Here is a 23464-nt window from a genome sequence, read left to right on the forward strand (position 1 = left end):
ATATGAGAGTCATACCGGTTCATTCCAGTCAGCGGCCTCAATTGCTCGTTGCCGCCCGCGCACGCGCCAGGAAGAATTGGGAATCCACCCCGCACGGTTCGTACGCGGTCCTATGGGACCGCGCCGTGGTGCACCCTCGTCCGACCCTGCCCGCGGAGCGGGCGCGTATCCGAAGGGAGGATCGTGACCCTCGGATTCGCTCCGTCCTCGACCGTACCGTCCGCCCCGTCGTCCGGGTCGGCAAGCCGCCTCGCCCGGATACTCGAACCGGCCGAGTGGGCGGCCGCGGGGATCCCGCTGCTGCGCAGTCCGCGTGAGGTCGTCAGCGGCCTGCATTCCCGTCACACGCCCACGCCCTCGACCGCGGTCCTCGCCGTGCTCGACCACGAGGAACGGCTGATCGCGAGCGCCTCGTTCGTCCGCCGGCCCGCGCCCGCGGACGGCTGGGAGTTCCGCAACGCGCTCCTCGCGCACCTGCGCCGCGTCATCCCGCACGATCTGCGGCGGCGCGCCCCGGTCCGCACGGCGGTGCTGCTCTACTGCCGCGAGGGCGACGAGCGGTGGACCGAGGAGGACGGGGCCTGGATGTGGGGGCTGCGGGACGCCTGCACGCTGCACGGTCTGCGCTGCGGTGCGTACATCACGCTGACCCGCGGCGGCTGGCAGGTACTCGGCGAGGGACGCGGCGGACGGAGCCCCGGCTCCGAGACGAGCCCGGCGCCGCTGGGTGAGGACTCCGCAGTCGAACAGCTGGTGCCGCGCATCGCCAGCGGTGCTCCCGAGCCGCTGCGCCGCGCCGCCGCCCGCTGAGCGGGCGGTCCGGCCGCGCCGGCGGCGTGGCACCGGGTCGCACCGGCCCCGGTCGTCCGCCCGGCCGCCCGAAGGCGGCCGGGATGCGGACGATGGGTCAGACGCCGGCGCCGAGGGCGGCGCTGACGCGCTCGGGGTCGCCGCAGACGATCAGCAGGGCGGACGCCCGCTTCATCGCCTCGGGCAGCCGGAGCGCGACGTCCTCGGCGGAGCCGCCGTTGACGGCGACGACCACCACGGGCCGGGTGGCGGCCCGGGACACGGCGGCGGCGTCCGCGAAGAACACGTCCTCGCCGGCGTCCTGCTGCGCCCAATAGGCGGTCTCACCGAAGGACAGCTCGTGCGCTGCCCACGGGTGCTGCTCGCCGGTGGTGAGCACCAGCACGTCGCCGGGGGCGCGGCCGGAGTCGAGCAGCAGGTCCACGGCCTCCTCGGCGGCGTCGACGGCACCGTCGGCGGGAGCGGGGATCAGCTGGATCTGCGGTCCGGACTGCTGGCCGGAACGATTCTCCGCACGGACGGGCGGGCGCGGCGCCGGCGGCGCGGGCCGAGCCGGACCGGGGCCGGGACTCCCGGGTCGGGGCGACGCAGCGGAACGCGGTCCGGGTACGGGTCGAGGGGTCGGCACGGGGCGGCCGGCGGCCGCGGTCGCGCGGGGACCCTGGGCACTCTCGTGAATCTGAGGCTCCTCGGGGATGAGAGGCATGGACTGATGTCTATCAAACGCCGTCGCACGGGGCTCCGGCGGGTGGGCGCACAGGGGCGCCCCGGCCACTGGACGGTGCCCGCGGAGGCCTTCCGCACGGGTCGCCCCGTACGTCGTCCACCGCAGGAACCGGGCCCTTAGGCCGGAAGTTCAGGGGTCGGCCGTGGTCGGCCGCACGTCAGAAGTCGAAGCCGAGCTGGCCCCCGCTTTCGAGCGCGGCCGCCTCGGCGGACAGGCGCACCTTCTTGAGGTGGCGCCATCGGGGCATGGCATCGAGGTACGACCAGGAGAGCCGGTGGTACGGGGTGGGCCCGAGCTCCTCCAGCGCGGCCTTGTGGACCGGGGAAGGGTAGCCCGCGTTGGCCGCGAAGGCGTAGGCGGCGTACTCCTCCGCGTCGGCCTCCAGCTCGGCCATCATCGCGTCGCGCCGGACCTTGGCGAGCACGGAGGCGGCGGCGACGGCGATGCAGGACTGGTCGCCCTTGATCACCGTACGGACCTGCCAGGGGCTGCCCAGGTAGTCGTGCTTGCCGTCCAGGATCACGGCGTCGGGGCGGACCGGCAGGCCCTCCAGGGCGCGGACGGCGGCCAGCCGGAGCGCGGCGGTCATGCCCAGGTCGTCGATCTCGGCGGGCGAGGCGTCGCCCAGCGCGTACGCCGTGACCCACCCCTCGAGTTCCGCGGCGAGCGCGGTGCGGCGCTTGGGGGTGAGCAGCTTGGAGTCGGTGAGCCCGGCGGGCGGGCGGCGCAGGCCGGTGACGGCGGCGCACACCGTGACGGGACCGGCCCAGGCCCCGCGCCCGACCTCGTCGACCCCGGCGACGATCCTGGCGCCGGTGGTGGCCCGGATCGATCGTTCGACGCTGTGGGTGGGTGGTTCGTACGGCATGGCGCCTGACAGGTTACGCCGATGGATACCTCCCTGGGTACCCGGTTTCCCCGGGACCGTTCACGACCGGCCGAAACCGGCCCGGGAACCGCGACCGAGGACCGCCCCGCACACCCACCGCGAACCGCCGCCCGGACCCTCGCCAAAGCCGGCTCACGGGCCCGGAACCGGCTCAGGGGCCCTCTTCCGGCGGGAGCCCGGGGGGCGGCTCAGGCTCGCAGAAGCGGCACCATGACCAGGTCGATCAACCCGGTGATCTCGCTTTCGGTCCATTCGCTGCCGCACACCTTCGCGCGGTACATCATCATCGCCGGGACCACGTCGTAGACCATCTCGTCGGCCGCTTCCGCGCGCACCTCGCCGCGTGCGATGCCGCGCTCCACCACCTCGCGCAGCAGCCGCTGCGAGGGCTCGACGACCCGGTCGACGATCAGCCCGTGGAAGCGCTCGGCGGCGGCTTCGCTGTCGCACTCGTGAAGCACGGCGCGCAGGGCGGTGCCGGGCTTCGAGTACATCGCGGACCGCACCCGGCGGCACAGCCGGAGCAGGTCCTCGCGGACGCTGCCGTGGTCCGGCGCCTCGCCGAGCGCGGGCAGCCCGGTCCTGAGCGCTTCGGCGACGAGGTCCTCCTTGGAGGACCACCGGCGGTACACGGCGGCCTTGCCGGTCCGGGCGGCGGCCGCGATGCCCTCCATCGTCAGCGCGTTCCAGCCGACCGCGCCGAGCTGCTCCAGGGCCGCGTCGAGGATGGCGCGTTCCAGTACCGGACCGTGCCGGCGCGCCGGCGCGCCCTGCGGCCGCGCGGTGGCCTCCGGGGGGTGCGAAGTAAGCATCCGGACCTCTCTGTTGACTCTCCGTCGGACCTCGCGCGGGGCCACCGAGGAGGCGAATCGGTTCTCTTCCGGCAGCACGCAGTGAACGGTTGCGTTCCTTGAGTGGGACTCACTACCGTGAAGGACAGTGAACGTGTGCGTTCACTGCATTCTTCCCCGTGGGGAGACACCGTGACAACGACTCAGCCGGCCCCCCGGCCGGATCCCGGCACCGCCCGCCGTCCAGGCCGCCCGGGAATCGCCCTCGCCGTCATCGCCGCCTGCCAGTTGATGGTCATCCTCGACGCGACGATCGTGAACATCGCGCTCCCGCACATCCAGGACGCCCTCTCCTTCTCCACCACCGGCCTGTCGTGGGTGCTCAGCGCGTACACCCTCACCTTCGGCGGTCTGCTGCTGCTCGGCGGACGGGCCGGCGACATCCTGGGCCGGCGGCGGGTGTTCCTGACCGGCGTCCTCGTCTTCACCCTCGCCTCGCTGCTCGGCGGTCTCGCGCAGGAGTCGTGGCAGCTCCTCGCCGCACGCGCCGTCCAGGGCGCCGGCGGCGCGATCGCGTCACCGACCGCGCTCGCGCTGATCACCACGACGTTCCCCGAAGGCCCGCGGCGAAACCGGGCGTTCGGCGTCTTCGCGGCCGTCTCGGCCGGCGGCGGCGCGATCGGACTGCTGGCCGGCGGCCTGCTCACCGGATGGCTCGACTGGCGCTGGGTGCTGTTCGTGAACGTCCCGATCGGCCTGGCCATCGCCTTTCTGACGCCGCGTTTCCTCGACGAGTCGGCGCGGCATCCGGGCCGCTTCGACCTGGCCGGCGCGCTCACCTCCACCGTCGGCATGTCCGCGCTCGTCTACGGCTTCATCCGGGCCTCCGAGAAGAGCTGGACGGACGCGGCGGCCGTCGGGGCGTTCGTCGCGGCCGTGGTGCTGCTCGCCGCGTTCGCCGCCGTGGAGTCCCGGGCGCGCGAACCCATCACGCCCCTGCGGATGTTCGCCGACCGCAACCGCTGGGGCACGTACGTGTTCATGCTCAGCCTGGCCGCGGCCATGCTCGGCATGTTCTTCTTCATGGTCCTGTTCGCGCAGAACGTGCTCGGCTTCAGCCCGATGGCGGCGGGCCTCGCCTTCCTGCCGGCCACCGCCGCCATCGGCGTGGCCTCGGGGATCGCGCAGCGGCTCCTGCCGGTCCTCGGCCCGAAGCCGTTCATGGTGGCGGGCGCGACGATCACCGGCACCGGGCTGTTCTGGCTGACCCTCCTCACCCCGGACAGCTCCTACCTCGGCGGCGTCCTCGGCCCCATGGTCACCTTCGGCTTCGGCATGGGCCTCAACTTCGTCACCGTCACCCTGACCGCGGTCTCCGGGGTCGCCGCGCACGAGGCCGGCGCCGCCTCCGGGCTGCTCAACGCCACCCAGCAGGTGGGCGGTTCGCTCGGCCTGTCGATCCTCGTCACGGTCTACGGCACGGCCAGCAGGGACGAGGGGAAGCGGCAGACCCCGGACTTCCTCGCCCACGCGAGCCCGGAACAGCGGGCCGCGTTCGCCGAGGACCGGCAGCTGCCCGCGCCGTGGTCGCACGACGTGCTCACGGCCGGCATCACGGCCGCCTTCACGGCCGCCACGGTGATGGCGCTCGTCGCACTCGTCACGGCCGCCGTCGTGATCCGGGTCCGCAGGAGCGACCTGGCCGCGCTCGGCGGCCCTGCGGAGGTCACGGGACCGGCCGCATGACCGGTGGGCGCGCACTCTCCCGTACGGGAAGGGTGCGCGCCCACCTCACGGTACGGCCGCCGTACGGATGCGGGTCAGGGCGCGTACGGGTCGTAGTCCTCCTCGCGCGACGGGCCGTCGCACGGCATGCCACCGCGGCCCGAGCCGCGCGCGGCGAGGATGTCCCGGGCCCGCACCTCGGCGAGGCTCGTCGTGTACCAGGAGTCGTCGTCCTCGCGCAGCCGCCGCTCGATGTCCCACAGCGCGCACGAGCGCAGGGTGCCGGGGAGCCGGTCGAGGGCGGGCACCGCGTCGGCGGAGAGCCCGGAGAGATAGTCCACGTCGATCTTGTGGAGCCGTTCGTAGCGGTCGACGTTCTGCTGGGCGATGACGGCGTCCGGCTGGATCAGGCCGAAGGCGAGCACGAACCCGGCGGCGCTCGCGGCGAGCGCGCGGGGCAGCAGCCGGGCGCCCCAGATCCCGGCGGCCATGATCAGCACGATGGCCACGCCGAGCCAGATCTCCATCGCGGCGACGGAGATCCGCAGCCGGGTGAGCCCGTACGCGTCCACGTACAGGTCCATCCTGCGCAGCGCCGAGGCGACCACGACCAGCGTCAGCACGCACAGCGTGCCGAGCACGGCGCGGACGAGCCGCCGGTCGCGGGCGTCACCGCGGGGCGCCCAGCGCAGGGCCAGGCCGATCACGACGAGGGTGAGCAGGGTGGCCATGAGGAGCTGCCAGAAGCCCTGGCGGGCGTACTCGGCGTAGGTGAGGCCGGTCTCGCGCAGCACCTTGTCGTAGCCGCCGAAGAGCACGGTGAGCTGGATGGTGTTGAAGGCGGCGAAGAGCAGGTCGAGCACGACGAGCGGCAGCGCCCACTCCACCCGGCCGCGGGCCTTTCCGGCGCCGAAGCTCAGCCGGTCCCAGCGCAGCGGGGCCGCGGCGGTGCGGGCGATGGCGGCGGCGCCGAAGAGACCGAGCAGGAAGCAGAGCGTCCGCCAGGGCGACTGGGCGAGCGAGACGTCGGGCATGAGCGAGCCGAGCAGGTCGGCGAAGGCGGCGTCCGCGCCGGCGAACAGCGCGCCGAACACGACGAGCAGGCCGATGGCGATCAGGCCGGTCCGCAGGGCGGGCCCCCAGCGGCCCTGCGAGGCGTCCGCGCGTTCGCGCACCCCGCGCCCGGCCCACACCACGCCGGTGACCATGGAGTCGAACAGGCCGAGCGGGCCGAACAGCATGCTGGGCCAGCCGCGGCCGCCGTGCAGGGCGAAGCCGGTGAGCCCGAGGCTCGCGACGACCGCGAGGAAGGTGGGCCAGCCGGCGTCGCTGACGATCGGCACGGCCAGCAGGGCCGCGCCGCCGACGGCCCAGGCCACGGTCCACGGCCGCGGCCGGCGGCCCGCGGCGCGGGCGGCGAGCGCCCCGGCGGCGGTCGCGGGCACGGCGATGAGCAGCAGGTTCGCCCCCGCGCCCGAGCCGAGCAGCAGGGAGGCGAGCACAGCGGTGGCCGCGATCGCCCCGAGCGTCGCCGCGGTCGGCCGCGCCGGCTCGGGCGGCCGCAGCTTGCTCGGCTGGGGCTTTCTCGGTGCCGCCCACGCCGGGTGCGGCGGGTAGTACGCTCCCGCCGTCGCCCGGAGCGGTGGCACCACGGCCGGTGCCGCTGGTGCGGCCGGTGCCGCCGGTACGGCGTCCTGTGGCGGCGCGCCGCTCTGGGGCTGTTCGGCGGACGGTGTGTCGGTCACGGGACCCCCTCCCGACCCGGTCGCGCCCGGCCGTAACGGCTCCGGCGGCGGTCCCGGGTGTCTCGTCGACACGCTGATGCCATGATCAGCGCTGCGGAGTGGCCGACTTTAATTGCGCTTCGACGCGCTGAACCGTCCCGTCCGCAGCTGTGGCAGGACCGTGACACTGCCCGACGACTAAGGGCGGGCTCCCGTGGGCACCCAGCCGGGCAGTTCCTCGGTCTGCTCCAGCCAGGCCGCGGGCGGCGCGCCGGCCGGGCTCGCGGCGACGACGCCGCCGGCGATGGCGCAGGTGGTGTCGACGTCGCCGCCGACCTCGGCGGTGGTCCAGAACATCCGCTCGAAGTCCCCGAGCGACCGGGCCGCCGACCAGAGCGCGAACGGCACGGTGTCGTGCGCGCTGGTGCGCCGGCCGCTGCCGAGGACGGCCGCGACCGTCGCCGCGTCGCCGTAGTCGAGCATGTCGCGGGCCCGGCGCAGTCCGGCACCGACGGCGCTGCGCGGGACGAGCGCGACGACGCCGTCGAGCAGCGCCTCGGGCGTGGGCGGACCCGAGGGCGCGGCGGCGAGCGCCGCGGCGGCGGCGACGGCCATCGCGCCGACGACGGCCTCGCGGTGCTGGTGGGTGGTGTACGCGGAGATCTCGGCCTGATGGGTGGCCTGCTCCGGGTCGTCGGCGTACCAGGCGCCGAGCGGGGCGATGCGCATCGCGGCGCCGTTGCCCCACGAGCCCTGCCCGTTGAACAGCGCGGCGGCGAGCTGCCGCCAGTCACCGCCCTCGCGGATCAGCCGGAGCATGCGGTTGACGGCGGGGCCGTAGCCGCGGTCGAAGTCGTGGTGGTGGGCGAACGACAGGGCGAGCGCGTCCTGGTCGATCCGGTCGTGGGCGACCAGGACGGCGAGCACGGAGCAGGCCATCTCCGTGTCGTCGGTCCACTGCCAGGGACCGGCCGGCGGCTCGTGGCGCTTCAGCAGGGGGTAGTTGGCGGGAACGAAGTACTGGGAGCCCAGGGCGTCTCCCACGGACAGCCCGCGCAGGCTGGCCAGGGCGCGGTCGAAGCGCCGGTCGAGAGAGGAGTCAGCGGTCATCGCCCTGCCACTCTATCCGGTGGGGCCGTACGGTTCCGGAGTACGCCAGTGCGCGAAGGGCCGGTCGAGCCGGTACTTGCCGTCCTCGCCGAGCAGCAGCATCCGGGTCTCGGCGTTGTCCGGGTTGGACAGCGACTCGAACTCGGCGACCGTCCAGTGGAACCAGCGCATGCAGAACAGGCGCATGGTCAGCCCGTGGGTGACGAGCAGGACGTTGGGCGGGTGGTCGGGCGCCTCGAAGCTGCGGTAGAGGCTCTCCAGGAAGGCGCCGACCCGGTCGTACACGTCGGCGCCCGACTCGCCCTGGGCGAAGCGGTAGAAGAAGTGCCCGTAGGCGTCCCGGTACACCTTCTGGAGGCGCACGTCCTCCCGCTCCTGCCAGTTGCCCCAGTCCTGCTCGCGCAGCCGGGGCTCCTCCCGGACCCGGACCAGACGCGGGTCGAGCCGGAAGGCCCCCAGCGTCTCGTGGGTGCGCCGGTAGGGCGAGACGTAGACGCTGACGCGCTCCTCGCCGAACAGCTCCCGCAGCCGCTCCCCCGTCGCCTCGGCCTGCCGCCACCCGGTCTCGGTCAGCCGGAGCGCGTGGTCGGGCTCCCGCTCGTACACCGTGTCATCGACATTGCCCTCGGACTCTCCGTGTCGTACGAGGACGATGCGCCGCGGTCGTGCCATGCCCATGACCCTAGTCGGCCGCCCGCCGGCCGGCTCAGTCGAGCAGGCGTCCGGAGTCCATCCGGCGTATGCGGCCGGTGAACCGGCGGCGCAGCTCCCGGTCGTGCGAGACGACGACCACGGCCCCGTCCCACTGCTCCAGGGCCTGCTCGAGGTCCTCGACGAGGCCGAGGGCCAGGTGGTTGGCCGGCTCGTCGAGCAGCAGCAGGTCGGCGGGGCGGGCGAGCAGCCGGGCGAGGGCGAGGCGACGGCGCTGGCCGGCGGAGAGGGCGCCGACCGGGACGGTGAGGTCGGCGGGGCGGAACAGTCCGTACGAGAGGAGCAGTTCGGTCTGCTCGTCGTCGGTGAGGGCGAGGCCGCGGCCGAACGCGGCGAGGACCCGCTCGGCGGGGCGGTGGGACGGTATCTCCTGGGCGAGGAAGCCGATCCGGCCCCGGCGCAGGACCTGTCCGGCGTCGGGCTCGACGAGCCCGGCCATGACCCGGAGCAGGGTGGACTTGCCGGCGCCGTTGCCGCCGTGGACGAGCAGCCGCTCGCCCGCCGCGACGGTCAGCTCGTCGACGGCGAGCCGGCCCCCGATCCGTACACCGCCGAGCGCGACCAGGGTGCCCTCGGCGCGTCCCGTCACCGGCCGGGCGGTGAAGGCGAGGGGCTTGGGCGGTTCGGGCACGGGCTCGTCGTGGAGCCGGCGCAGTCGCTCCCTGGCGGCCCGGACGCGGCCCGAGACCGATGCCTGCACCCGGCCGGCCGCGCGGTCGTAGGCCATCTTGTTGTTGTCCTTGATGACCCGTCCGGCGGCGACGCCGTGCGCGGTGGTCCGGGCGTACTCCTCAAGGCCGGCGATCTCCGCGCGCCACTGAGCGTGCTCCTGCTCCCAGCGCCGCCGGGCGGCGGCCCGCTCGGCGCGGAAGCCCGCGTACCCGTCGCCGTGGCGCACGACCGTGCGGCGGTCGGCGTCGACCTCCAGGATCGCGGTGGCCACCCGCTCCAGGAAGACGCGGTCGTGCGAGACGGCGACGACCGTGCCCCGGTGGGCGAGGAGGGTGTCCTCCAGCCAGTCGAGGGCGGTGCCGTCGAGATGGTTCGTGGGCTCGTCGAGGAACAGCACCTCGGGGGCGGCGGCGAGCACGCAGGCGATGCCGAGGCGGGCCTGCTCGCCGCCGGAGAGGCTGCCGAGCGGGCGCTCGCGCTCTATGCGGGCGAGCCCGAGGCCGTGCATGGCCTTGTCGACCCGGGCGTCGGCCTCGTACCCGCCGCGCAGCTCGAAGGCGGTGAGCAGCTCCCCGTACGCGGCGAGCGCCGGCGCGTCCGCCGTGGCGAGCTCCGCCTCCAGGCTGCGCAGCCGGCGCTCCATGGCGCGCAGGTCGGCGAGGGCGGCGTCGATCGCCGCGGCGACGGTGGCGTCCGCGGGCAGTTCGGGTGTCTGGGCGAGGAGCCGGGCGCCGCCGTCCGTCTCGGTGACGACCTCGCCGGAGTCGGGTGCGTCGAGCCCGGCGAGCACGCGTAACAGGGTGGACTTGCCCGCGCCGTTCTCCCCCACGACGCCTATCCGCTCGCCGGGACGCACGGTGAGCGAGACCTGGTCGAGCAGCAGCCGTTCGCCGCGGGTCACGGTCACGTCGTGAAGAGCGATCTGCGTGGGCATGGGGCACCTCCGGCGGGCGGCATCAGGGATCGAACTAACGCAACCGTTGTCGCGTTACGTTGAGTGTGGCACACTCGGAGCCACTAACGCAACGGGAGTAGCAATTGAACGCGTCGCAGAACCCGCCCGCCCCGGACGAGACCGCCCCCGCCCCCGGCAGCCGGCGCCCGGGCGGCCGTACCGCCCGCACCCGCGCCGCCGTGCGCGACGCCGTCCTGACCGGCCTGACCGAGCACGGTTATCCGGCTCTCACCGTCGAGTACGTGGCGGAGCACTCGGGGGTGCACAAGACGACGCTCTACCGCCGCTGGGGCAGCGTCGAGGGGATGCTCGCGGACGCGCTCGCGCTCGCGGGCGAGGACCGGTGGGAGGCGCCGGACACCGGCAGCCTCGGCGGTGACCTGCGGGCGCTGGCCCGCGAGGTGGTGGACTCCTTCGCCGATCCGGCACGGGCGGCGGCGCCGACGGCGTTCGTGGCGGCCGCGTTCCAGTCGCGCGAGGCGGCGGACTCGCTGCGGGCGTTCTACGAGGAGCGCTTCCGGCGCTGCGAGAGCGTGGTCGACCGGGCGGTGGCCCGTGGCGAGGCGCCCGCAGGGACGGACGCGGGCGCGGTGGTACGTGCGGTCTCCGCCCCGCTGTTCCTGCGGTTGTTCGTCACCCGCGAGCCGGTGGACACGGCCCTCGCGGACCAGGCGGCGCGGACGGTCCTGGCGGCGGTGCGGGCAGGCGCGTTCGGGCGCGAGGAGGAGAGAGCGGACACGGCGGCGGGCCCGGCCGTCTGATCGGCGACCGCGCCGACCGGCGAGCCGGGACACCGGGCCCGGGGCCACGCCGGGAGCGAGGACCCAGGCCGGGTCGGGCCGATGCCCGGGCCCGGGCGCGCTACCGAGCGCGCCCCCGACCGGTCGGGTCCTCCCCGCCGGCCGCTCCCGTCGCCACCGCCGCCGGCCACGCTTCAGGAGGGCGTCCGCCCCGGGCCCGTACCCCTCACACCGTCCAGGCCGATTCGAGCTGCACCACATCGCCCGTCATCGACGCCACATCGGCCATCGTCTGCGCCCGCAGGCCCAGCCGTTCGATCCGCTCGACCCGGTACTTCCCGTGCTCGGCGGCCGAGTTCCACATCGACAGGACGACGAACTCGTTCCCCGGCGCCTCGCCGAACAGGCCGCGCAGCATGCCGGGGGACCCGGCCATCGCCGGGTTCCAGACCTTCTCCTGCATCAGGGCGAAGTGCTCCACCCGCTCCTCGTGCACCCGGCAGTGGGCGACCCGGGCCACGTCGGCGTCGCCGAACCGGGGCTCGAAGCCGGTCTTCACGTCGAAGCGGTGGTCGAACAGCTTGACCTGCGGATTGCGGAAGGTGCCGACCTGCGCGGCGGCGAGCCGGTCGTGCGAGCGCGCCATGAACGAGTCGTAGAACGCCCGGCTCTCCCAGAACGCGAAGACGTGGGCGACGTCCGGCCTCCGCCGGCTCCACCCACCGCCCTGCCCCCGGAACCCCGGCTCACCGAGCAGCCCCGCCCACTTCCGCTGCCCCCGCTCGAACCCTCGACGGTCCACCACGGTGCAGCGAATCCACTTGACCAGCACCGCGCCATGGTACGGGGCGAAGCGACGCGCCGTCAGACCTCCACCGGATGCACCCTGAGCAGTCCGGCGGCCTCCTCGTCGTCCAGTTCGATTCCGAAGACCTCGGTGAGGGTCGCGGCCAATTCCTCTGGCCCCACCTTCCGTTCCTCGCTCGTGCCGTCCGGCCGCACGACGGTCAGCGTGTCACGGAGCAGCGACCTGCCCGCCTCCGGGCCGGGCTGCTGGGCCACGATCTGGCCGACGAACCGCGAGCGGGGGTGGCTGGAGCTGTAGTGGTTCATCAATTCGAAGTCGACGGGGTACAGCGGCTGCGGCGCGAACGTGTACAGCTGGGTCCACCCCTCCGGGCGAAGCGAGCGCAGCGCGTGGACGCCCGACGCGTCCACGCCGATGCCGAAGGTCCAGCCGTCCTGCTCGGCCCGCGATCCGTCGGCCAGCGGCACCGGCTCGATGATCCCCTGGTAGCCGAACCCCGTGTCGGCGAGCCAGGGTCGGCCCTCCACCGTGACGACCAGGACCGCGTGGGTTATGGGCCTGATCTCGTCGCCCGCGCGGACGCGGGCGCCGCGCCCCGAGACCTGGAAGCCGATCCGCTCCAGGACGGCGGCGAAGAGGCTGTTCTGCTCGTAGCAGTAGCCGCCGCGCCGCCGCCCGACGAGCTTGGCCTGCAGGCTCTTGGGCTCCAGAGAGATCCGGCGGCCGAGTGCCACGTCCAGGTTCTCGAACGGGATGGCCGCCACATGCGCCCGGTGCAGGGCGCGCAGGGTCGCGAGATCGGCCGCGACCTCCCCCGAGTGTCCGATCCGCGCCAGATATGCGTCCAGATCCAGCTCTTCCGCGCCCCACATACGCCAGTCCCCCTCGTACGATGCCATGTTGATCACATGACACCATGAACACCCCGTCAGGAACCGTCCACAGAGAGGGGGTTCGCGATGAGCGGACTCAACAAGGGGGTCGGCAAGGTCGAGGTGTCGCTCAAGTGGGACCCCAGCCCGGCAGGCAGCCCCGCGCACGACCTGGACCTGGTCGCGGGGGTCTACCCGGCGGACGGCCCGTTCGGCCCCCCGGCCTATCTCGTGCACTTCGACAGCCGTTCGCCCGACGGCACCATCACCCTCCAGCGCGACAGCCGCACGGGCCAGGGCCTCGGCTTCGACGAGTCGATGGTCCTTGAGCTGACCCGGCTCGCGCCCGTGTACGCGCGCGTGGTGGTGGGCGTGGCGATACAGCAGGGCGGCGGGCGGATCGCCTTCGGCCAGGTCGGCGGGACCGGCGTCCGGGTCCGCGAGGGCTACACGGATCTGCTGGTCGACGACTTCGGCGTGCTGGCGCAGGCGACCGCCGCGACGGTCGTCGAGTTCACCCGGGACCCCGCCGGGGACTGGAGCTGGCAGCCCCTGCTCCGCGGCTTCGACACGGACCCGGGCTCCTTCGGCACCGTGATGGGCGCCGCGTAGGAAACGCGCACGGCGAGCAGAACGGACACAGCGAGAAGGGGACCGGCCCACGGGCCGGTCCCCTTCCCTCATTCAGCCTTCAGCCGCTCAGCTGCAACCGCTGGTCGAGCCGCAGCCCTCGCAGATGTAGCAGGAGCCGGCGCGCTGCATCTTCGTGCCGCAGGAGAAGCACAGCGGGGCGTCGGCGCTGACACCGAGCTGCATCTCGACGAGCTCGGCGTTGGTGTGCGCCTGCATCGGGGCGGGCTTCGTCTCCTCGGCCTCGACCTTGGGCGCGGCGACCGCCTTCAGCTCCTGGGCGCGCGGGGCGGACTGGGCCAGACCCTCGACGTCGACCTCGTCGTCGGCCGGCTCGTACGAACCGGTCTCCAGGTGGCGCTGGCGCTCCTCGGCGGAGTGGATGCCGAGGGCGGAGCGGGTCTCGAAGGGCAGGAAGTCCAGCGCCAGGCGGCGGAAGATGTAGTCGACGATCGACTGCGCCATCCGCACGTCCGGGTCGTCGGTCATGCCGGCCGGCTCGAAGCGCATGTTGGTGAACTTGGAGACGTACGTCTCCAGCGGCACGCCGTACTGCAGACCGACGGAGACCGCGATGGAGAAGGCGTCCATCATGCCGGCGAGGGTCGAGCCCTGCTTGGACATCTTCAGGAAGACCTCGCCGAGACCGTCGTCCGGGTAGGAGTTGGCGGTCATGTAGCCCTCGGCACCGCCGACCGTGAAGGAGGTGGTGATCCCCGGGCGGCCCTTCGGGAGGCGCTTGCGGACCGGGCGGTACTCGATGACCTTCTCGACGGCCTCGCGGATCGTCGCCTCGGACTTCGAGGTGACCTCGGCCTTCTCGTCCTCCTTCTTCTTGGCGGAGAGCGGCTGGCCGACCTTGCAGTTGTCGCGGTAGATCGCGAGCGCCTTGACGCCGAGCTTCCAGGCCTCGAAGTAGATCTCCTCGACCTCCTCGACGGTCGCCGTCTCCGGCATGTTGACCGTCTTGGAGATGGCGCCGGAGATCCACGGCTGGATCGCGGCCATCATGCGGACGTGGCCCATCGGGGAGATGGAGCGCTCGCCCATCGCGCAGTCGAAGACCTCGTAGTGCTCGGTCTTCAGGCCGGGCGCGTCGACGACGTTGCCGTGCTCGGAGATGTGCGCGACGATCGCCTCGATCTGCTCCTCCTGGTAACCCAGGCGGCGCAGGGCCTGCGGGACGGTGCCGTTGACGATCTGCATCGAGCCGCCGCCGACGAGCTTCTTGAACTTGACCAGGGCCAGGTCCGGCTCGACACCGGTGGTGTCGCAGGACATCGCCAGACCGATGGTGCCGGTCGGGGCGAGGACGGACGCCTGGGCGTTGCGGAAGCCGTTCTTCTCGCCGAGCCGGACGACGTCCTGCCACGCCTCGGTGGCCGCGGCCCACACCGGGGTGTCGAGGTCGTCCATGCGGACGGCGGCGGCGTTGGCGTCGGCGTGCTGCTTCATGACGCGCTGGTGCGGCTCGGCGTTGCGGGCGTAGCCGTCGTACGGGCCGACGACGCCGGCCAGTTCGGCGGAGCGCTTGTACGCGGTGCCGGTCATCAGCGAGGTGATCGACGCGGCGAGCGCGCGGCCGCCGTTGGAGTCGTACGCGTGGCCGGTCGCCATCAGCAGGGCGCCGAGGTTGGCGTAGCCGATGCCGAGCTGGCGGAAGGCGCGGGTGTTCTCGCCGATCTTCTGGGTCGGGAAGTCGGCGAAGCAGATGGAGATGTCCATCGCGGTGATGACGAGCTCGACGACCTTGGCGAAGCGCTCGACCTCGAAGGACTGGTTGCCCTTGCCGTCGTCCTTGAGGAACTTCATCAGGTTCAGCGAGGCGAGGTTGCAGGACGTGTTGTCCAGGTGCATGTACTCGCTGCACGGGTTGGACGCGGTGATGCGGCCGGACTCCGGGCAGGTGTGCCAGTTGTTGATCACACCGTCGTACTGGATGCCCGGGTCGGCGCAGGCCCACGCGGCCTCGGCCAGCTTGCGGAAGAGCGCCTTGGCGTCGACCTTCTCGATGACCTCGCCGGTCATGCGGGCACGCAGGCCGAACTCGGTGCCGTTCTCGACGGCGGTCATGAACTCGTCGTTCACGCGGACCGAGTTGTTGGCGTTCTGGTACTGGACGGACGTGATGTCGTCGCCGCCCAGGTCCATGTCGAAGCCCGCGTCACGCAGGGCGCGGATCTTCTCCTCCTCCTTCACCTTGGTGGCGATGAAGTCCTCGACGTCCGGGTGGTCCACGTCGAGCACGACCATCTTGGCCGCGCGGCGGGTGGCGCCGCCCGACTTGATCGTGCCGGCGGAGGCGTCCGCGCCGCGCATGAAGGAGACCGGGCCGGAGGCGTTGCCGCCGGAGGAGAGGAGCTCCTTGGAGGAGCGGATGCGGGAGAGGTTCAGGCCGGCGCCGGAGCCGCCCTTGAAGATCATGCCCTCTTCCTTGTACCAGTCGAGGATCGACTCCATGGAGTCGTCGACGGACAGGATGAAGCAGGCGGAGACCTGCTGGGGCTGCGGGGTGCCGACGTTGAACCAGACCGGGGAGTTGAAGCTGAAGATCTGGTGCAGGAGGGCGTAGGTCAGCTCGTGCTCGAAGATCTCGGCGTCCGCGGGCGACGAGAAGTAGCCGTGCTCCTCGCCGGCCTTCGTGTAGGTCTTCACGATCCGGTCGATCAGCTGCTTGAGACCGGTCTCGCGCTGCGGGGTGCCGACGGCCCCGCGGAAGTACTTGCTGGTGACGATGTTGACCGCGTTCACCGACCAGAAGTCGGGGAACTCGACGCCGCGCTGCTCGAAGTTGATCGAGCCGTCGCGCCAGTTGGTCATGACGACGTCACGGCGCTCCCAGACCACCTCGTCGTACGGATGCACGCCGGGGGTGGTGTGGATGCGCTCGATACGCAGGCCCTTGCTCGCCGCCTTGGCTCCCTTGGCGCGGGAACCACGTGCCGGACCGCTCGCCGTCTCTGTCATGCCGCCTCCCATATAAGGGCAAAACACCGTGGAGCGCCTGGAAAATCCCAGGGCTCTGGTTTCTGTACTGCTGTCGGTTACTGCTGTTGCCACGAACGCCTCACGGACCCGTGGGGCCGCTCGGGGCACGTCTTGTTCCGGCCGCGCGGCGGCCGGTCGCCGGACCGTGACCGGTCCGGACCGCCGCTCAGTCGGCGGCGGTGGCGGGGACGGGGACCTCGGGGGCCGCTCCGCTCCCGCCACCGGCGGGAGGCCGCACGCGGAGCTCCGCGATGGCGGCCTCGAAGTCTTCGAGGCTGTCGAAAGCCTTGTAAACGGACGCGAAACGCAGGTACGCGACGAGGTCGAGCTCCTGCAGCGGGCCGAGGATGGCCAGACCCACGTCGTGGGTGGTCAGCTCGGCACTCCCGGTGGCACGCACCGCCTCCTCGACCCGCTGGCCGAGCTTGGCGAGGGCGTCCTCGGTGACGGGCCGTCCCTGACACGCCTTGCGCACGCCGGAGATGACCTTGGTACGGCTGAAGGGCTCGGTGACTCCGGAGCGCTTCACGACCATGAGCGAGCACGTCTCGACCGTCGTGAAACGACGGGAGCAGTCGGGGCACTGGCGGCGGCGTCGGATCGACGTCCCGTCGTCGGTGGTGCGACTGTCGACGACACGGCTGTCGGGGTGCCTGCAGAAGGGGCAGTGCATGTGTTTCCGACCCTCCTCATGGCACGACTGAATAGCCCCGGCGGGCCCGTGAAGGCCCCTCGAAGCGACCACCAGCATAGGCGATTCGGAGACCCTCGGCAGACCAGGACCACACCCGAGACCACTACTGGTAGGTGGCTGACGCCATACAACCACTAGATCTTGGGGGTGGCGGCATTTGGGGGGCCTTGCGCGTGTCGCGCCTCCGCCCGGCCTGGAAGCCGCCCACAAAGCTACGGGAAGGGCGCGGCGACGCGGACGCCGGGGTCGTCGGTGCGACACTGGAACGGCGGCCGGAACCGCCTCGGGCCGACGCCGAAGACTACCGTAATGACCGATTTGCGATGTCCGGCCGATGCGGACCGATGCGGGGCTGATGACGGCCTGTGAGTGCCCATACACCTACGTGCGCACACACGTAAGGCGAACTGCGAATTTTCACTCGAACGTGTGTTTGGCGCAACCTTTCGAAAGCTACTACCGTTGTGCCAGCCAGGGAGACCATTCGAGAGGGGCCGCCGACGTGACCACCACCGCAGACAGTGCCACCATCACCGCCCAGGACCGCTCCCAGGGCCGATTCGAGCCGGTACACGCGATGAACGACACCGTCATGAACGGGGAGGGGGAGCCCGGCCGCCCCGCGCGCTCCCTCCCCGGACGACCTCCCGGCATCAGGGCCGACAGTTCCGGCCTCACCGACCGCCAGCGCCGGGTGATCGAGGTCATCCGCGACTCCGTGCAGCGCCGCGGGTACCCGCCGTCCATGCGCGAGATCGGCCAGGCCGTCGGCCTCTCCAGCACCTCCTCCGTGGCACACCAGCTGATGGCCCTCGAGCGCAAGGGCTTCCTCCGTCGCGACCCGCACCGGCCCCGGGCGTACGAGGTTCGCGGCTCCGACCAGCCCAGCACGCAGCCGACCGACACCACCGGCAAGCCCGCCGCGTCCTACGTTCCCCTGGTCGGCCGGATCGCGGCCGGTGGCCCCATCCTGGCCGAGGAGTCCGTCGAGGACGTCTTCCCGCTCCCCCGGCAGCTGGTCGGCGACGGCGAGCTGTTCGTCCTCAAGGTGGTCGGCGACTCCATGATCGAGGCCGCCATCTGCGACGGGGACTGGGTGACGGTCCGCCGCCAGCCCGTCGCCGAGAACGGTGACATCGTGGCCGCCATGCTCGACGGCGAGGCCACGGTCAAGCGCTTCAAGCGCGAGGACGGCCACGTCTGGCTGCTGCCGCACAACGCGGCGTACCAGCCGATCCCCGGCGACGAGGCCACCATCCTCGGCAAGGTCGTCGCCGTGCTGCGACGGGTGTGACAGCACCTCGTCGGCCCTGAACCGGGCCCCGGGACCCACTGCGCCGGTCCCGGGGCCCTGCCGTGTCCCCAGGACCCCGCGCCGGCCGCCTCTCCGCCCCGGCTACCCCTCCGCGGCCCTGGCGGCCGCGTCGATCGCCGACAGCGACTTCCGCACCTGGTTGCGGTCCGTCGTGTACCAGAAGTCCGGCAGCGAGGCCTTCAGATAGCTGCCGTACCGGGCCGTGGCCAGCCGCGGGTCGAGGACGGCGACCACACCGCGGTCCCCCGTCGCCCGTACGAGACGGCCGGCGCCCTGTGCCATCAGCAGCGCCGCGTGCGTCGCCGCGACCGCCATGAAGCCGTTGCCGCCGGCCTCCTCGACCGCCTTCTGCCGGGCGCTCATCAGCGGGTCGTCAGGGCGCGGGAACGGGATCTTGTCCATGACGACGAGCTGGCAGTTCGGCCCGGGGACGTCCACGCCCTGCCAGAGCGAGAGCGTGCCGAACAGACAGGTCTTCGGGTCGGCGGCGAAGTTCTTGATCAGCTCGCCGAGGGTGTCCTCGCCCTGGAGCAGGATCGGCAGCTCGGGGATCCGGCCGCGAAGCTCCTCGGCCGCCTGCTGGGCGGCCCGCATCGAGGAGAAGAGGCCGAGCGTGCGGCCGCCGGCCGCCTGCATCAGCTCGGCCAGCTCGTCCATCATGTCGCCGCGCTCGCCGTCCCGGGCGGGCCGGTTCAGATGTTTGGCGACATAGAGGATGCCCTGCTTCGGATAGTCGAAGGGCGAGCCGACGTCGATGCCCTTCCACACCGGCAGGTCGTCGCCCTGGGTGCCCTCCGGCGCCAGGCCCAGCGAGGCGCCCACGCCGTTGAAGTCGCCGCCCAGCTTCAGGGTGGCGGAGGTCAGCACGACGGAGCGGTCCGCGAAGAGCTTCTCGCGCAGCAGGCCCGAGACGCTCATCGGCGCGACCCGCAGCGAGGCGCCGAAGCGGTCGTGCCGCTCGTACCAGACGACGTCCCACTCCGAGCCCTGGGTGATCCGCTCGGCGACCCCGTGCACCGTCTCCACGGAGGCCAGGGCCTGCTTGCGCACCGCGTCCTCGTCCTGCACGGAGCGGTCGCGGGTGGAGCCGAGCGCGGTGATCACCGCGCGGGAGGCGTCGCGCAGGGCCATCAGCGCGTAGCCGAGGTCCTCGGGGATCTCCTCCAGGCGGCCCGGCAGCGCCAGCTCCATCAGCTTCTCGAAGCCCTCGGCCGCGGTCTGCAGCTCGTCGGCCACCTTCTCGTCGACCAGCTTCGCCGCGCGCCGCACCGCCCGGTTGACCTGGCCCGGGGTGAGCTCGCCGGTGGCGACACCGGTGACCCGGGAGACCAGCTCATGGGCCTCGTCGACGATCAGCACCTCGTGATGCGGGAGCACCGGGGCGCCCTCGATCGCGTCGATGGCGAGCAGCGCGTGGTTGGTGACGACGACCTCGGCGAGCTTGGCGCGCTCGCGGGCCGCCTCGGCGAAGCACTCCGGACCGTACGCGCACTTGCTCGCGCCCAGGCACTCGCGCGAGGAGACCGAGACCTGGGCCCAGGCGCGGTCGGACACGCCCGGCGTGAGGTCGTCGCGGTCGCCGGTCTCCGTCTCGTCGGACCAGTCCCGCAGCCGCAGCAGGTCCTGGCCGAGCTTGCTGGTGGGAGCCGCCGCCTCGAAGGGGTCGAAGAGGCCTTCCTCCTCGTCCTGCGGCACGCCCTCGTGGAGCCGGTGGAGACACAGATAGTTCGACCGGCCCTTGAGCATGGCGAACTCCGGGCGGCGGCGCAGCTGCGGGTGGAGCGAGTCGACCGTGCGCGGCAGGTCGCGCTCGACGAGCTGGCGCTGGAGCGCCAGCGTCGCCGTCGCGACCACCACTCTCTCCCCGTGCGCCAGGGCGGGCACGAGATAGCCGAGGGACTTACCGGTGCCGGTGCCGGCCTGGACGAGCAGGTGCGAACCGTCGTCGATGGCCTCGGCGACTGCCTCGGCCATGGTGACCTGGCCGGGGCGCTCCACACCGCCGACGGCGGAGACGGCGGCGTGGAGGAGATCGGGGAGGGATGGCTTCGTCATAGCCCTCCCAGCCTACGGGTCGGCACTGACACCCGGAGCCGCCTCGGCCGTCCCGGGCGGATCACACGGGCGGCCGGGCGGGCGGGTCAGGCGAGCGGGTTCGGCACGGTCCCGTGGACGGCCGCGTGGGGCCGCTCGGCGCGGTCTCGGTAGCCGTCGAGGTGCAGCCGGTTGCGGTTGAGACAGAGCCGGTCGATCCGCGGCACGAGCAGGTCGAACAGCTCGAAGCGCTCCTTCAGCTCCGGGAAGCGCGACTGGTGGCGGAGGATCTCGGCGCGTACCAGGCCCCAGAACTCCTCCTCCGGCACGTCCAGTTGCTCCTCGCACAGCGGCGCGAGGTAGCGGAAGACGCCCACGAACAGACCCGAATGGATGAACTGGGTGAGGAAGTCGGGCGCCTCCGTGAGGAGTACGGCCCGCACGTCGTCCGGCATGGTGGCGTGCTCGGGCAGCGGTACGGCGCTGATGTTCACGTCGTCCACGAAGTCCTTGATCGCCAGGCGGACGGGCACGTCCCGGTCGTCGTAGACGACGATGGCGTTCTCGCCGTGCGGGGAGAAGACCGTGCCGTACCGGTAGAGGAAGTGCAGCAGCGGCGGCAGCAGGGCGGCGAAGAGGCGCTGGAGCCAGGCCCGGGGGGTGAGCCCGGAGCGTTCGACGAGCTCGGCGGCGAAGGCGCGGCCGGCCGGGTCGGTGTGCAGCAGCGAGGCGAGGGTGCGGGCGCGTTCGCCCGGGGGCAGCCGCAGCGGCTCGCGCCAGATCGCGCCGAGGAGTTCCTTGTACTGGTACGGGACTTCCGGCAGCCGGTCGTACAGCGGGTGCTCGACGGTCACGGAGGCGACCTCGCCGAGCAGGATCACCCCGCACTCGTCACGCAGGAAGGGGTCGGCGTCGCGCAGCCCGTGCACCCAGGCGGTGACCGCGGGGGCGGCGAGGGTGCGCTCGGTGGGAAGACCCCGCCACACCAGGGTGTTGAGGACGGAGAGGGGCAGTTTGACGGTGTGCCGGTCGGGGCGGCTGGTGTTGAGGAAGGTGCGGATGGACTGCTGCGGCAGGCGCAGGTCGCCGTCCTCGGGGAGCGGGACGATCTCTCCGGCGGCGACGGCGGGGGCGTAGAGCGGGAGGAGGATCTCGTCCCACTGCCAGGGGTGGACGGGCAGCAGGAGGTAGGCGTCGGGGTCGAGACCGCGGCCCCGCAGCTCGGCGTGGAAGCGCGTGAGGACCTCGGGGTCGAGTTCGCCCGCGTAGAGCCGGTCGGGGGTGGCGAGTCCGGTCACGCCCCGGTAGGCGGCGATGCGGCTGCTGACGGCGATCCACGGCAGCCGGGCCGGGCGGCGGGCCTCGGGTGCCCACCGGGCGGTGTCGGTGGCGGAAAAACCGATCCGGCCCTTGTTGAGGACGAGCCAGGGGTGGCCGGTCTGGTGGCCTTCGAGCTCGGCGTAGCCGAGGTCGGCGAGACGGGAGGCGGGCAGGGCGGTGTGGTCGAGGCGGGCGTCGGCGGCCAGGGTGGTGGTCAGTTCGCGGACCAGGTGGCCGAGGGTGGCGCCGTCGATGCCGAGCAGACGGCGGGCGCGGACCAGGAAGTCGAGCGGGTCGGTGGCGGGCCGGCCGTCGAGGGTGAGCGAGTCGGCGGCGACGCGCCAGTGGCCGTAGGCGCCGCGGCGGGCGGTGAAGGCGAGGATGCCGCCGTCGTCGAGGGTGAGCGTGTAGCGGCCGGGTCCGGCCGCCGGGGGTGTGAGGGCGCCGTCGGCCGGGGTGGCGGCGGAGGGGTCGTCGGCTGGGGTGGCGGCGGTCGGGGTGGCGGCGGAGGGGCCGTCGGCCGGGTAGGAGGCGGCGGAGGGGTCGTCGGCTGGGGTGGCGGGGCCCGGGCCGTCGGCCGGGTTGGCGGCGGTCGGGGAGGCTGCGGAGGGGCCGTCGGCCGGGTTGGCCGCGGTGGGGGTGGCGGGGCCCGGGCCGTCGGCCGGCTGCGGCTGGGGCTGGATGATCTCCTCGTACGCGAACTCGGCGACGGCCTTGGCGAGCAGCCGGGCGCCGGCCCGGGCCCAGGTGTCCGGGTTGAGTTCGGGCGGGCCGTAGGGGGCGGTCGGGGTGGGCGCGGTGGAGTCGAGCGGTGCAGGGGACGTCGACACGGGGACTCCTCGGGGTGGGACCGCTGTGGGTGGGCGGTGGAAGGTGAGGTGTGGGTGTGCAGAGTCGGGGGTGAGGTCGGGCTGGAGTGGGATCCGAAGCCGGAGGGGGATCCGGCGTCGGGGTGAGGTCAGGGGCCGAGTCGGGACTGGGTCAGGAACCGGGTCGGGGCGAGGTCGAAGCCGAGGCGGCACTGGCTCAGGAGCCGCGTCGGGGCGGGGTCGGGGGCCACGTCGCGGCGAGGTCGAGGGCTATGTCGGGGCGAGATCGGGGGCCACGTCGGGGCTGGGTCAGGGGGCCACGTCGGGCTGGGTCAGGGGGCCACGTCGGGGCTGGGTCAGGGGCGCGGGCGGGGCTCAGAGGAGGTGGCGCAGGGCGCGGTCGCGGACCATGAGCGCGGCGCGCTTGTCGGGCAGGTCGACCTCCGCGGAGAGGCGGAAACCGGCGCCGAGGAAGGCGGCCACGGACGGGGTGTTGCGCAGGTCGGGCTCGGCGAGGACGCGGGTGCAGCGGGGCCGGTGGTCGAGGACGAGGTCGGCGACGGCGCGCAGCAGCGTCGTACCGAGGCCGCGGCCCCGGTCGGCGACGCCGCCGACGAGGAGGTGGACGCCGGTGTCGTGCGGGCGGGCCGGGTAGTGGCGGGCGAGCGGGTCGAGGTCGGCGCGGTAGATCTCGAAGTAGCTCATGGGCGTACCGTCGAGGACGCCGAGGCAGGGCACGCTGCGGCCGTCGCCGTCGAGCTGGGCCCGGATGTGGTCGGCGGTGACGCTGTCGGGGCCTTGGAGTTCCCAGAAGGCGGCGACGGCGGGGTCGTTCATCCAGCGGGCGACGAGCGCCAGATCGTGGTCGAGCCGGACGGGCACGAGCCGAAAGCGGCCGGCCGGGGTGTCGGCGGGTGCCCAGCCGGCGAGGCCGTCGAGCAGGTCGCCGCCGTCGCCGGGGCCGCTGGGGGGCCGTTCGCCGGCGGCCAGGAGGGCGATGAGGTCCCCGGGCAGGTGGAGGTCCAGGGTGTCGTCGGCGGCGAGGTCGGCGCCGGTGCGTGCCGGGTGCGGCGCTTCGGTGGGAGGCACGGAGGTGCGCTCCTCTCGGTGGGTGGACGGGGACGGGGGACGGGGCGGAGG

Annotated in this window: 19 protein-coding genes; 5 read left to right on the forward strand and 14 right to left on the reverse strand. The window is 73.0% G+C overall.

Translation table 11 applies throughout. The features are described 5' to 3' along the window. Positions 1-183: 183 nt before the first annotated feature. Complete coding sequence (locus ACFYU9_RS29685) at positions 184-810, forward strand: hypothetical protein (RefSeq protein ID WP_389207883.1); 627 nt, start codon at positions 184-186, stop codon at positions 808-810. Between the two features lie 97 nt (positions 811-907). Here ACFYU9_RS29685 and ACFYU9_RS29690 read toward each other — a convergent pair whose 3' ends face one another. The 3 genes from ACFYU9_RS29690 to ACFYU9_RS29700 form a co-directional block, all read right to left on the reverse strand. After that, positions 908-1516: a hypothetical protein gene (locus tag ACFYU9_RS29690; RefSeq protein ID WP_389346697.1), complete on the reverse strand. Its 609-nt coding sequence runs from the start codon at positions 1514-1516 to the stop codon at positions 908-910. 178 nt (positions 1517-1694) lie between these two features. Then, positions 1695-2405 (reverse strand): ribonuclease HII, encoded by a 711-nt coding sequence (locus tag ACFYU9_RS29695; protein WP_389346698.1) that lies wholly within the window; start codon positions 2403-2405, stop codon positions 1695-1697. Positions 2406-2614: 209 nt separating this feature from the next. Continuing rightward, a complete protein-coding gene (locus ACFYU9_RS29700; protein ID WP_389346700.1) occupies positions 2615-3238 on the reverse strand; it encodes a TetR/AcrR family transcriptional regulator in 624 nt (207 codons plus the stop codon). A gap of 171 nt (positions 3239-3409) precedes the next feature. On the opposite strand from ACFYU9_RS29700, the gene ACFYU9_RS29705 reads away from it, so the two are divergent. After that, positions 3410-4963: an MFS transporter gene (locus ACFYU9_RS29705; protein WP_389346703.1), complete on the forward strand. Its 1554-nt coding sequence runs from the start codon at positions 3410-3412 to the stop codon at positions 4961-4963. A 74-nt stretch (positions 4964-5037) separates the two neighbouring features. Here ACFYU9_RS29705 and ACFYU9_RS29710 read toward each other — a convergent pair whose 3' ends face one another. The 4 genes from ACFYU9_RS29710 to ACFYU9_RS29725 form a co-directional block, all read right to left on the reverse strand. Further along, a complete protein-coding gene (locus ACFYU9_RS29710; RefSeq protein WP_389346705.1) occupies positions 5038-6687 on the reverse strand; it encodes a DUF4153 domain-containing protein in 1650 nt (549 codons plus the stop codon). A gap of 177 nt (positions 6688-6864) precedes the next feature. Then, positions 6865-7776: an ADP-ribosylglycohydrolase family protein gene (locus ACFYU9_RS29715; protein ID WP_389207893.1), complete on the reverse strand. Its 912-nt coding sequence runs from the start codon at positions 7774-7776 to the stop codon at positions 6865-6867. A 12-nt stretch (positions 7777-7788) separates the two neighbouring features. Continuing rightward, on the reverse strand, positions 7789-8448 hold the full coding sequence (locus ACFYU9_RS29720; RefSeq protein WP_389207895.1) for a histidine phosphatase family protein: 660 nt from the start codon (positions 8446-8448) through the stop codon (positions 7789-7791). A gap of 34 nt (positions 8449-8482) precedes the next feature. Then, positions 8483-10093 carry an ABC-F family ATP-binding cassette domain-containing protein gene (locus tag ACFYU9_RS29725; protein ID WP_389346707.1) on the reverse strand — a complete coding sequence of 537 codons (1611 nt, stop codon included), beginning with the start codon at positions 10091-10093 and terminating at the stop codon, positions 8483-8485. A 104-nt stretch (positions 10094-10197) separates the two neighbouring features. Between ACFYU9_RS29725 and ACFYU9_RS29730 the strand changes: the two genes are divergently transcribed. Next, on the forward strand, positions 10198-10875 hold the full coding sequence (locus ACFYU9_RS29730; RefSeq protein WP_389346709.1) for a TetR/AcrR family transcriptional regulator C-terminal ligand-binding domain-containing protein: 678 nt from the start codon (positions 10198-10200) through the stop codon (positions 10873-10875). Between the two features lie 205 nt (positions 10876-11080). Here the strand turns inward: ACFYU9_RS29730 and ACFYU9_RS29735 are convergent, their stop codons facing one another. Both ACFYU9_RS29735 and ACFYU9_RS29740 read right to left on the reverse strand, forming a co-directional pair. Then, on the reverse strand, positions 11081-11686 hold the full coding sequence (locus tag ACFYU9_RS29735) for a YdbC family protein (RefSeq protein WP_389207901.1): 606 nt from the start codon (positions 11684-11686) through the stop codon (positions 11081-11083). A 32-nt stretch (positions 11687-11718) separates the two neighbouring features. Next, positions 11719-12561: an arylamine N-acetyltransferase gene (locus ACFYU9_RS29740; RefSeq protein ID WP_389207903.1), complete on the reverse strand. Its 843-nt coding sequence runs from the start codon at positions 12559-12561 to the stop codon at positions 11719-11721. Between the two features lie 60 nt (positions 12562-12621). Here ACFYU9_RS29740 and ACFYU9_RS29745 point away from each other — a divergent pair, with 60 nt between their 5' ends. Further along, complete coding sequence (locus ACFYU9_RS29745; protein ID WP_389207904.1) at positions 12622-13146, forward strand: TerD family protein; 525 nt, start codon at positions 12622-12624, stop codon at positions 13144-13146. An 87-nt stretch (positions 13147-13233) separates the two neighbouring features. Here the strand turns inward: ACFYU9_RS29745 and ACFYU9_RS29750 are convergent, their stop codons facing one another. Both ACFYU9_RS29750 and nrdR read right to left on the reverse strand, forming a co-directional pair. Continuing rightward, positions 13234-16131 (reverse strand): vitamin B12-dependent ribonucleotide reductase, encoded by a 2898-nt coding sequence (locus tag ACFYU9_RS29750; protein WP_389346711.1) that lies wholly within the window; start codon positions 16129-16131, stop codon positions 13234-13236. Positions 16132-16318: 187 nt separating this feature from the next. After that, the gene (gene nrdR, locus ACFYU9_RS29755) at positions 16319-16825 is read right to left on the reverse strand and encodes a transcriptional regulator NrdR (RefSeq protein WP_389207908.1); all 507 of its coding nucleotides are present in this window, start codon (positions 16823-16825) and stop codon (positions 16319-16321) included. A gap of 523 nt (positions 16826-17348) precedes the next feature. Here nrdR and lexA point away from each other — a divergent pair. After that, positions 17349-18140 (forward strand): transcriptional repressor LexA, encoded by a 792-nt coding sequence (gene lexA / locus ACFYU9_RS29760; protein WP_389207910.1) that lies wholly within the window; start codon positions 17349-17351, stop codon positions 18138-18140. Between the two features lie 102 nt (positions 18141-18242). Here lexA and ACFYU9_RS29765 read toward each other — a convergent pair whose 3' ends face one another. The 3 genes from ACFYU9_RS29765 to ACFYU9_RS29775 form a co-directional block, all read right to left on the reverse strand. Continuing rightward, positions 18243-20216, reverse strand: coding sequence for an ATP-dependent DNA helicase (locus ACFYU9_RS29765; protein WP_389346713.1), 1974 nt, complete (start codon positions 20214-20216; stop codon positions 18243-18245). Positions 20217-20302: 86 nt separating this feature from the next. After that, on the reverse strand, positions 20303-22345 hold the full coding sequence (locus ACFYU9_RS29770) for an IucA/IucC family protein (RefSeq protein ID WP_389346715.1): 2043 nt from the start codon (positions 22343-22345) through the stop codon (positions 20303-20305). A 354-nt stretch (positions 22346-22699) separates the two neighbouring features. After that, complete coding sequence (locus ACFYU9_RS29775; protein WP_389207916.1) at positions 22700-23413, reverse strand: GNAT family N-acetyltransferase; 714 nt, start codon at positions 23411-23413, stop codon at positions 22700-22702. Between the last annotated feature and the right edge of the window lie 51 nt (positions 23414-23464).

The sequence above is a fragment of the Streptomyces sp. NPDC004327 genome (assembly GCF_042873935.1).
GTDB lineage: Bacteria > Actinomycetota > Actinomycetes > Streptomycetales > Streptomycetaceae > Streptomyces.

Excerpts from the sequence above, each read along its gene's own strand:
- ACFYU9_RS29725 (WP_389346707.1), bottom strand. The coding sequence starts at position 10,093 with ATGCCCACGCAGATCGCTCTTCACGACGTGACCGTGACCCGCGGCGAA.
- ACFYU9_RS29695 (WP_389346698.1), bottom strand. The coding sequence starts at position 2,405 with ATGCCGTACGAACCACCCACCCACAGCGTCGAACGATCGATCCGGGCC.
- ACFYU9_RS29715 (WP_389207893.1), bottom strand. The coding sequence starts at position 7,776 with ATGACCGCTGACTCCTCTCTCGACCGGCGCTTCGACCGCGCCCTGGCC.
- ACFYU9_RS29690 (WP_389346697.1), bottom strand. The coding sequence starts at position 1,516 with ATGCCTCTCATCCCCGAGGAGCCTCAGATTCACGAGAGTGCCCAGGGT.
- ACFYU9_RS29745 (WP_389207904.1), top strand. The coding sequence starts at position 12,622 with ATGAGCGGACTCAACAAGGGGGTCGGCAAGGTCGAGGTGTCGCTCAAG.
- ACFYU9_RS29750 (WP_389346711.1), bottom strand. The coding sequence starts at position 16,131 with ATGACAGAGACGGCGAGCGGTCCGGCACGTGGTTCCCGCGCCAAGGGA.
- nrdR (WP_389207908.1), bottom strand. The coding sequence starts at position 16,825 with ATGCACTGCCCCTTCTGCAGGCACCCCGACAGCCGTGTCGTCGACAGT.
- ACFYU9_RS29700 (WP_389346700.1), bottom strand. The coding sequence starts at position 3,238 with ATGCTTACTTCGCACCCCCCGGAGGCCACCGCGCGGCCGCAGGGCGCG.
- ACFYU9_RS29720 (WP_389207895.1), bottom strand. The coding sequence starts at position 8,448 with ATGGCACGACCGCGGCGCATCGTCCTCGTACGACACGGAGAGTCCGAG.
- ACFYU9_RS29765 (WP_389346713.1), bottom strand. The coding sequence starts at position 20,216 with ATGACGAAGCCATCCCTCCCCGATCTCCTCCACGCCGCCGTCTCCGCC.
- ACFYU9_RS29740 (WP_389207903.1), bottom strand. The coding sequence starts at position 12,561 with ATGGCATCGTACGAGGGGGACTGGCGTATGTGGGGCGCGGAAGAGCTG.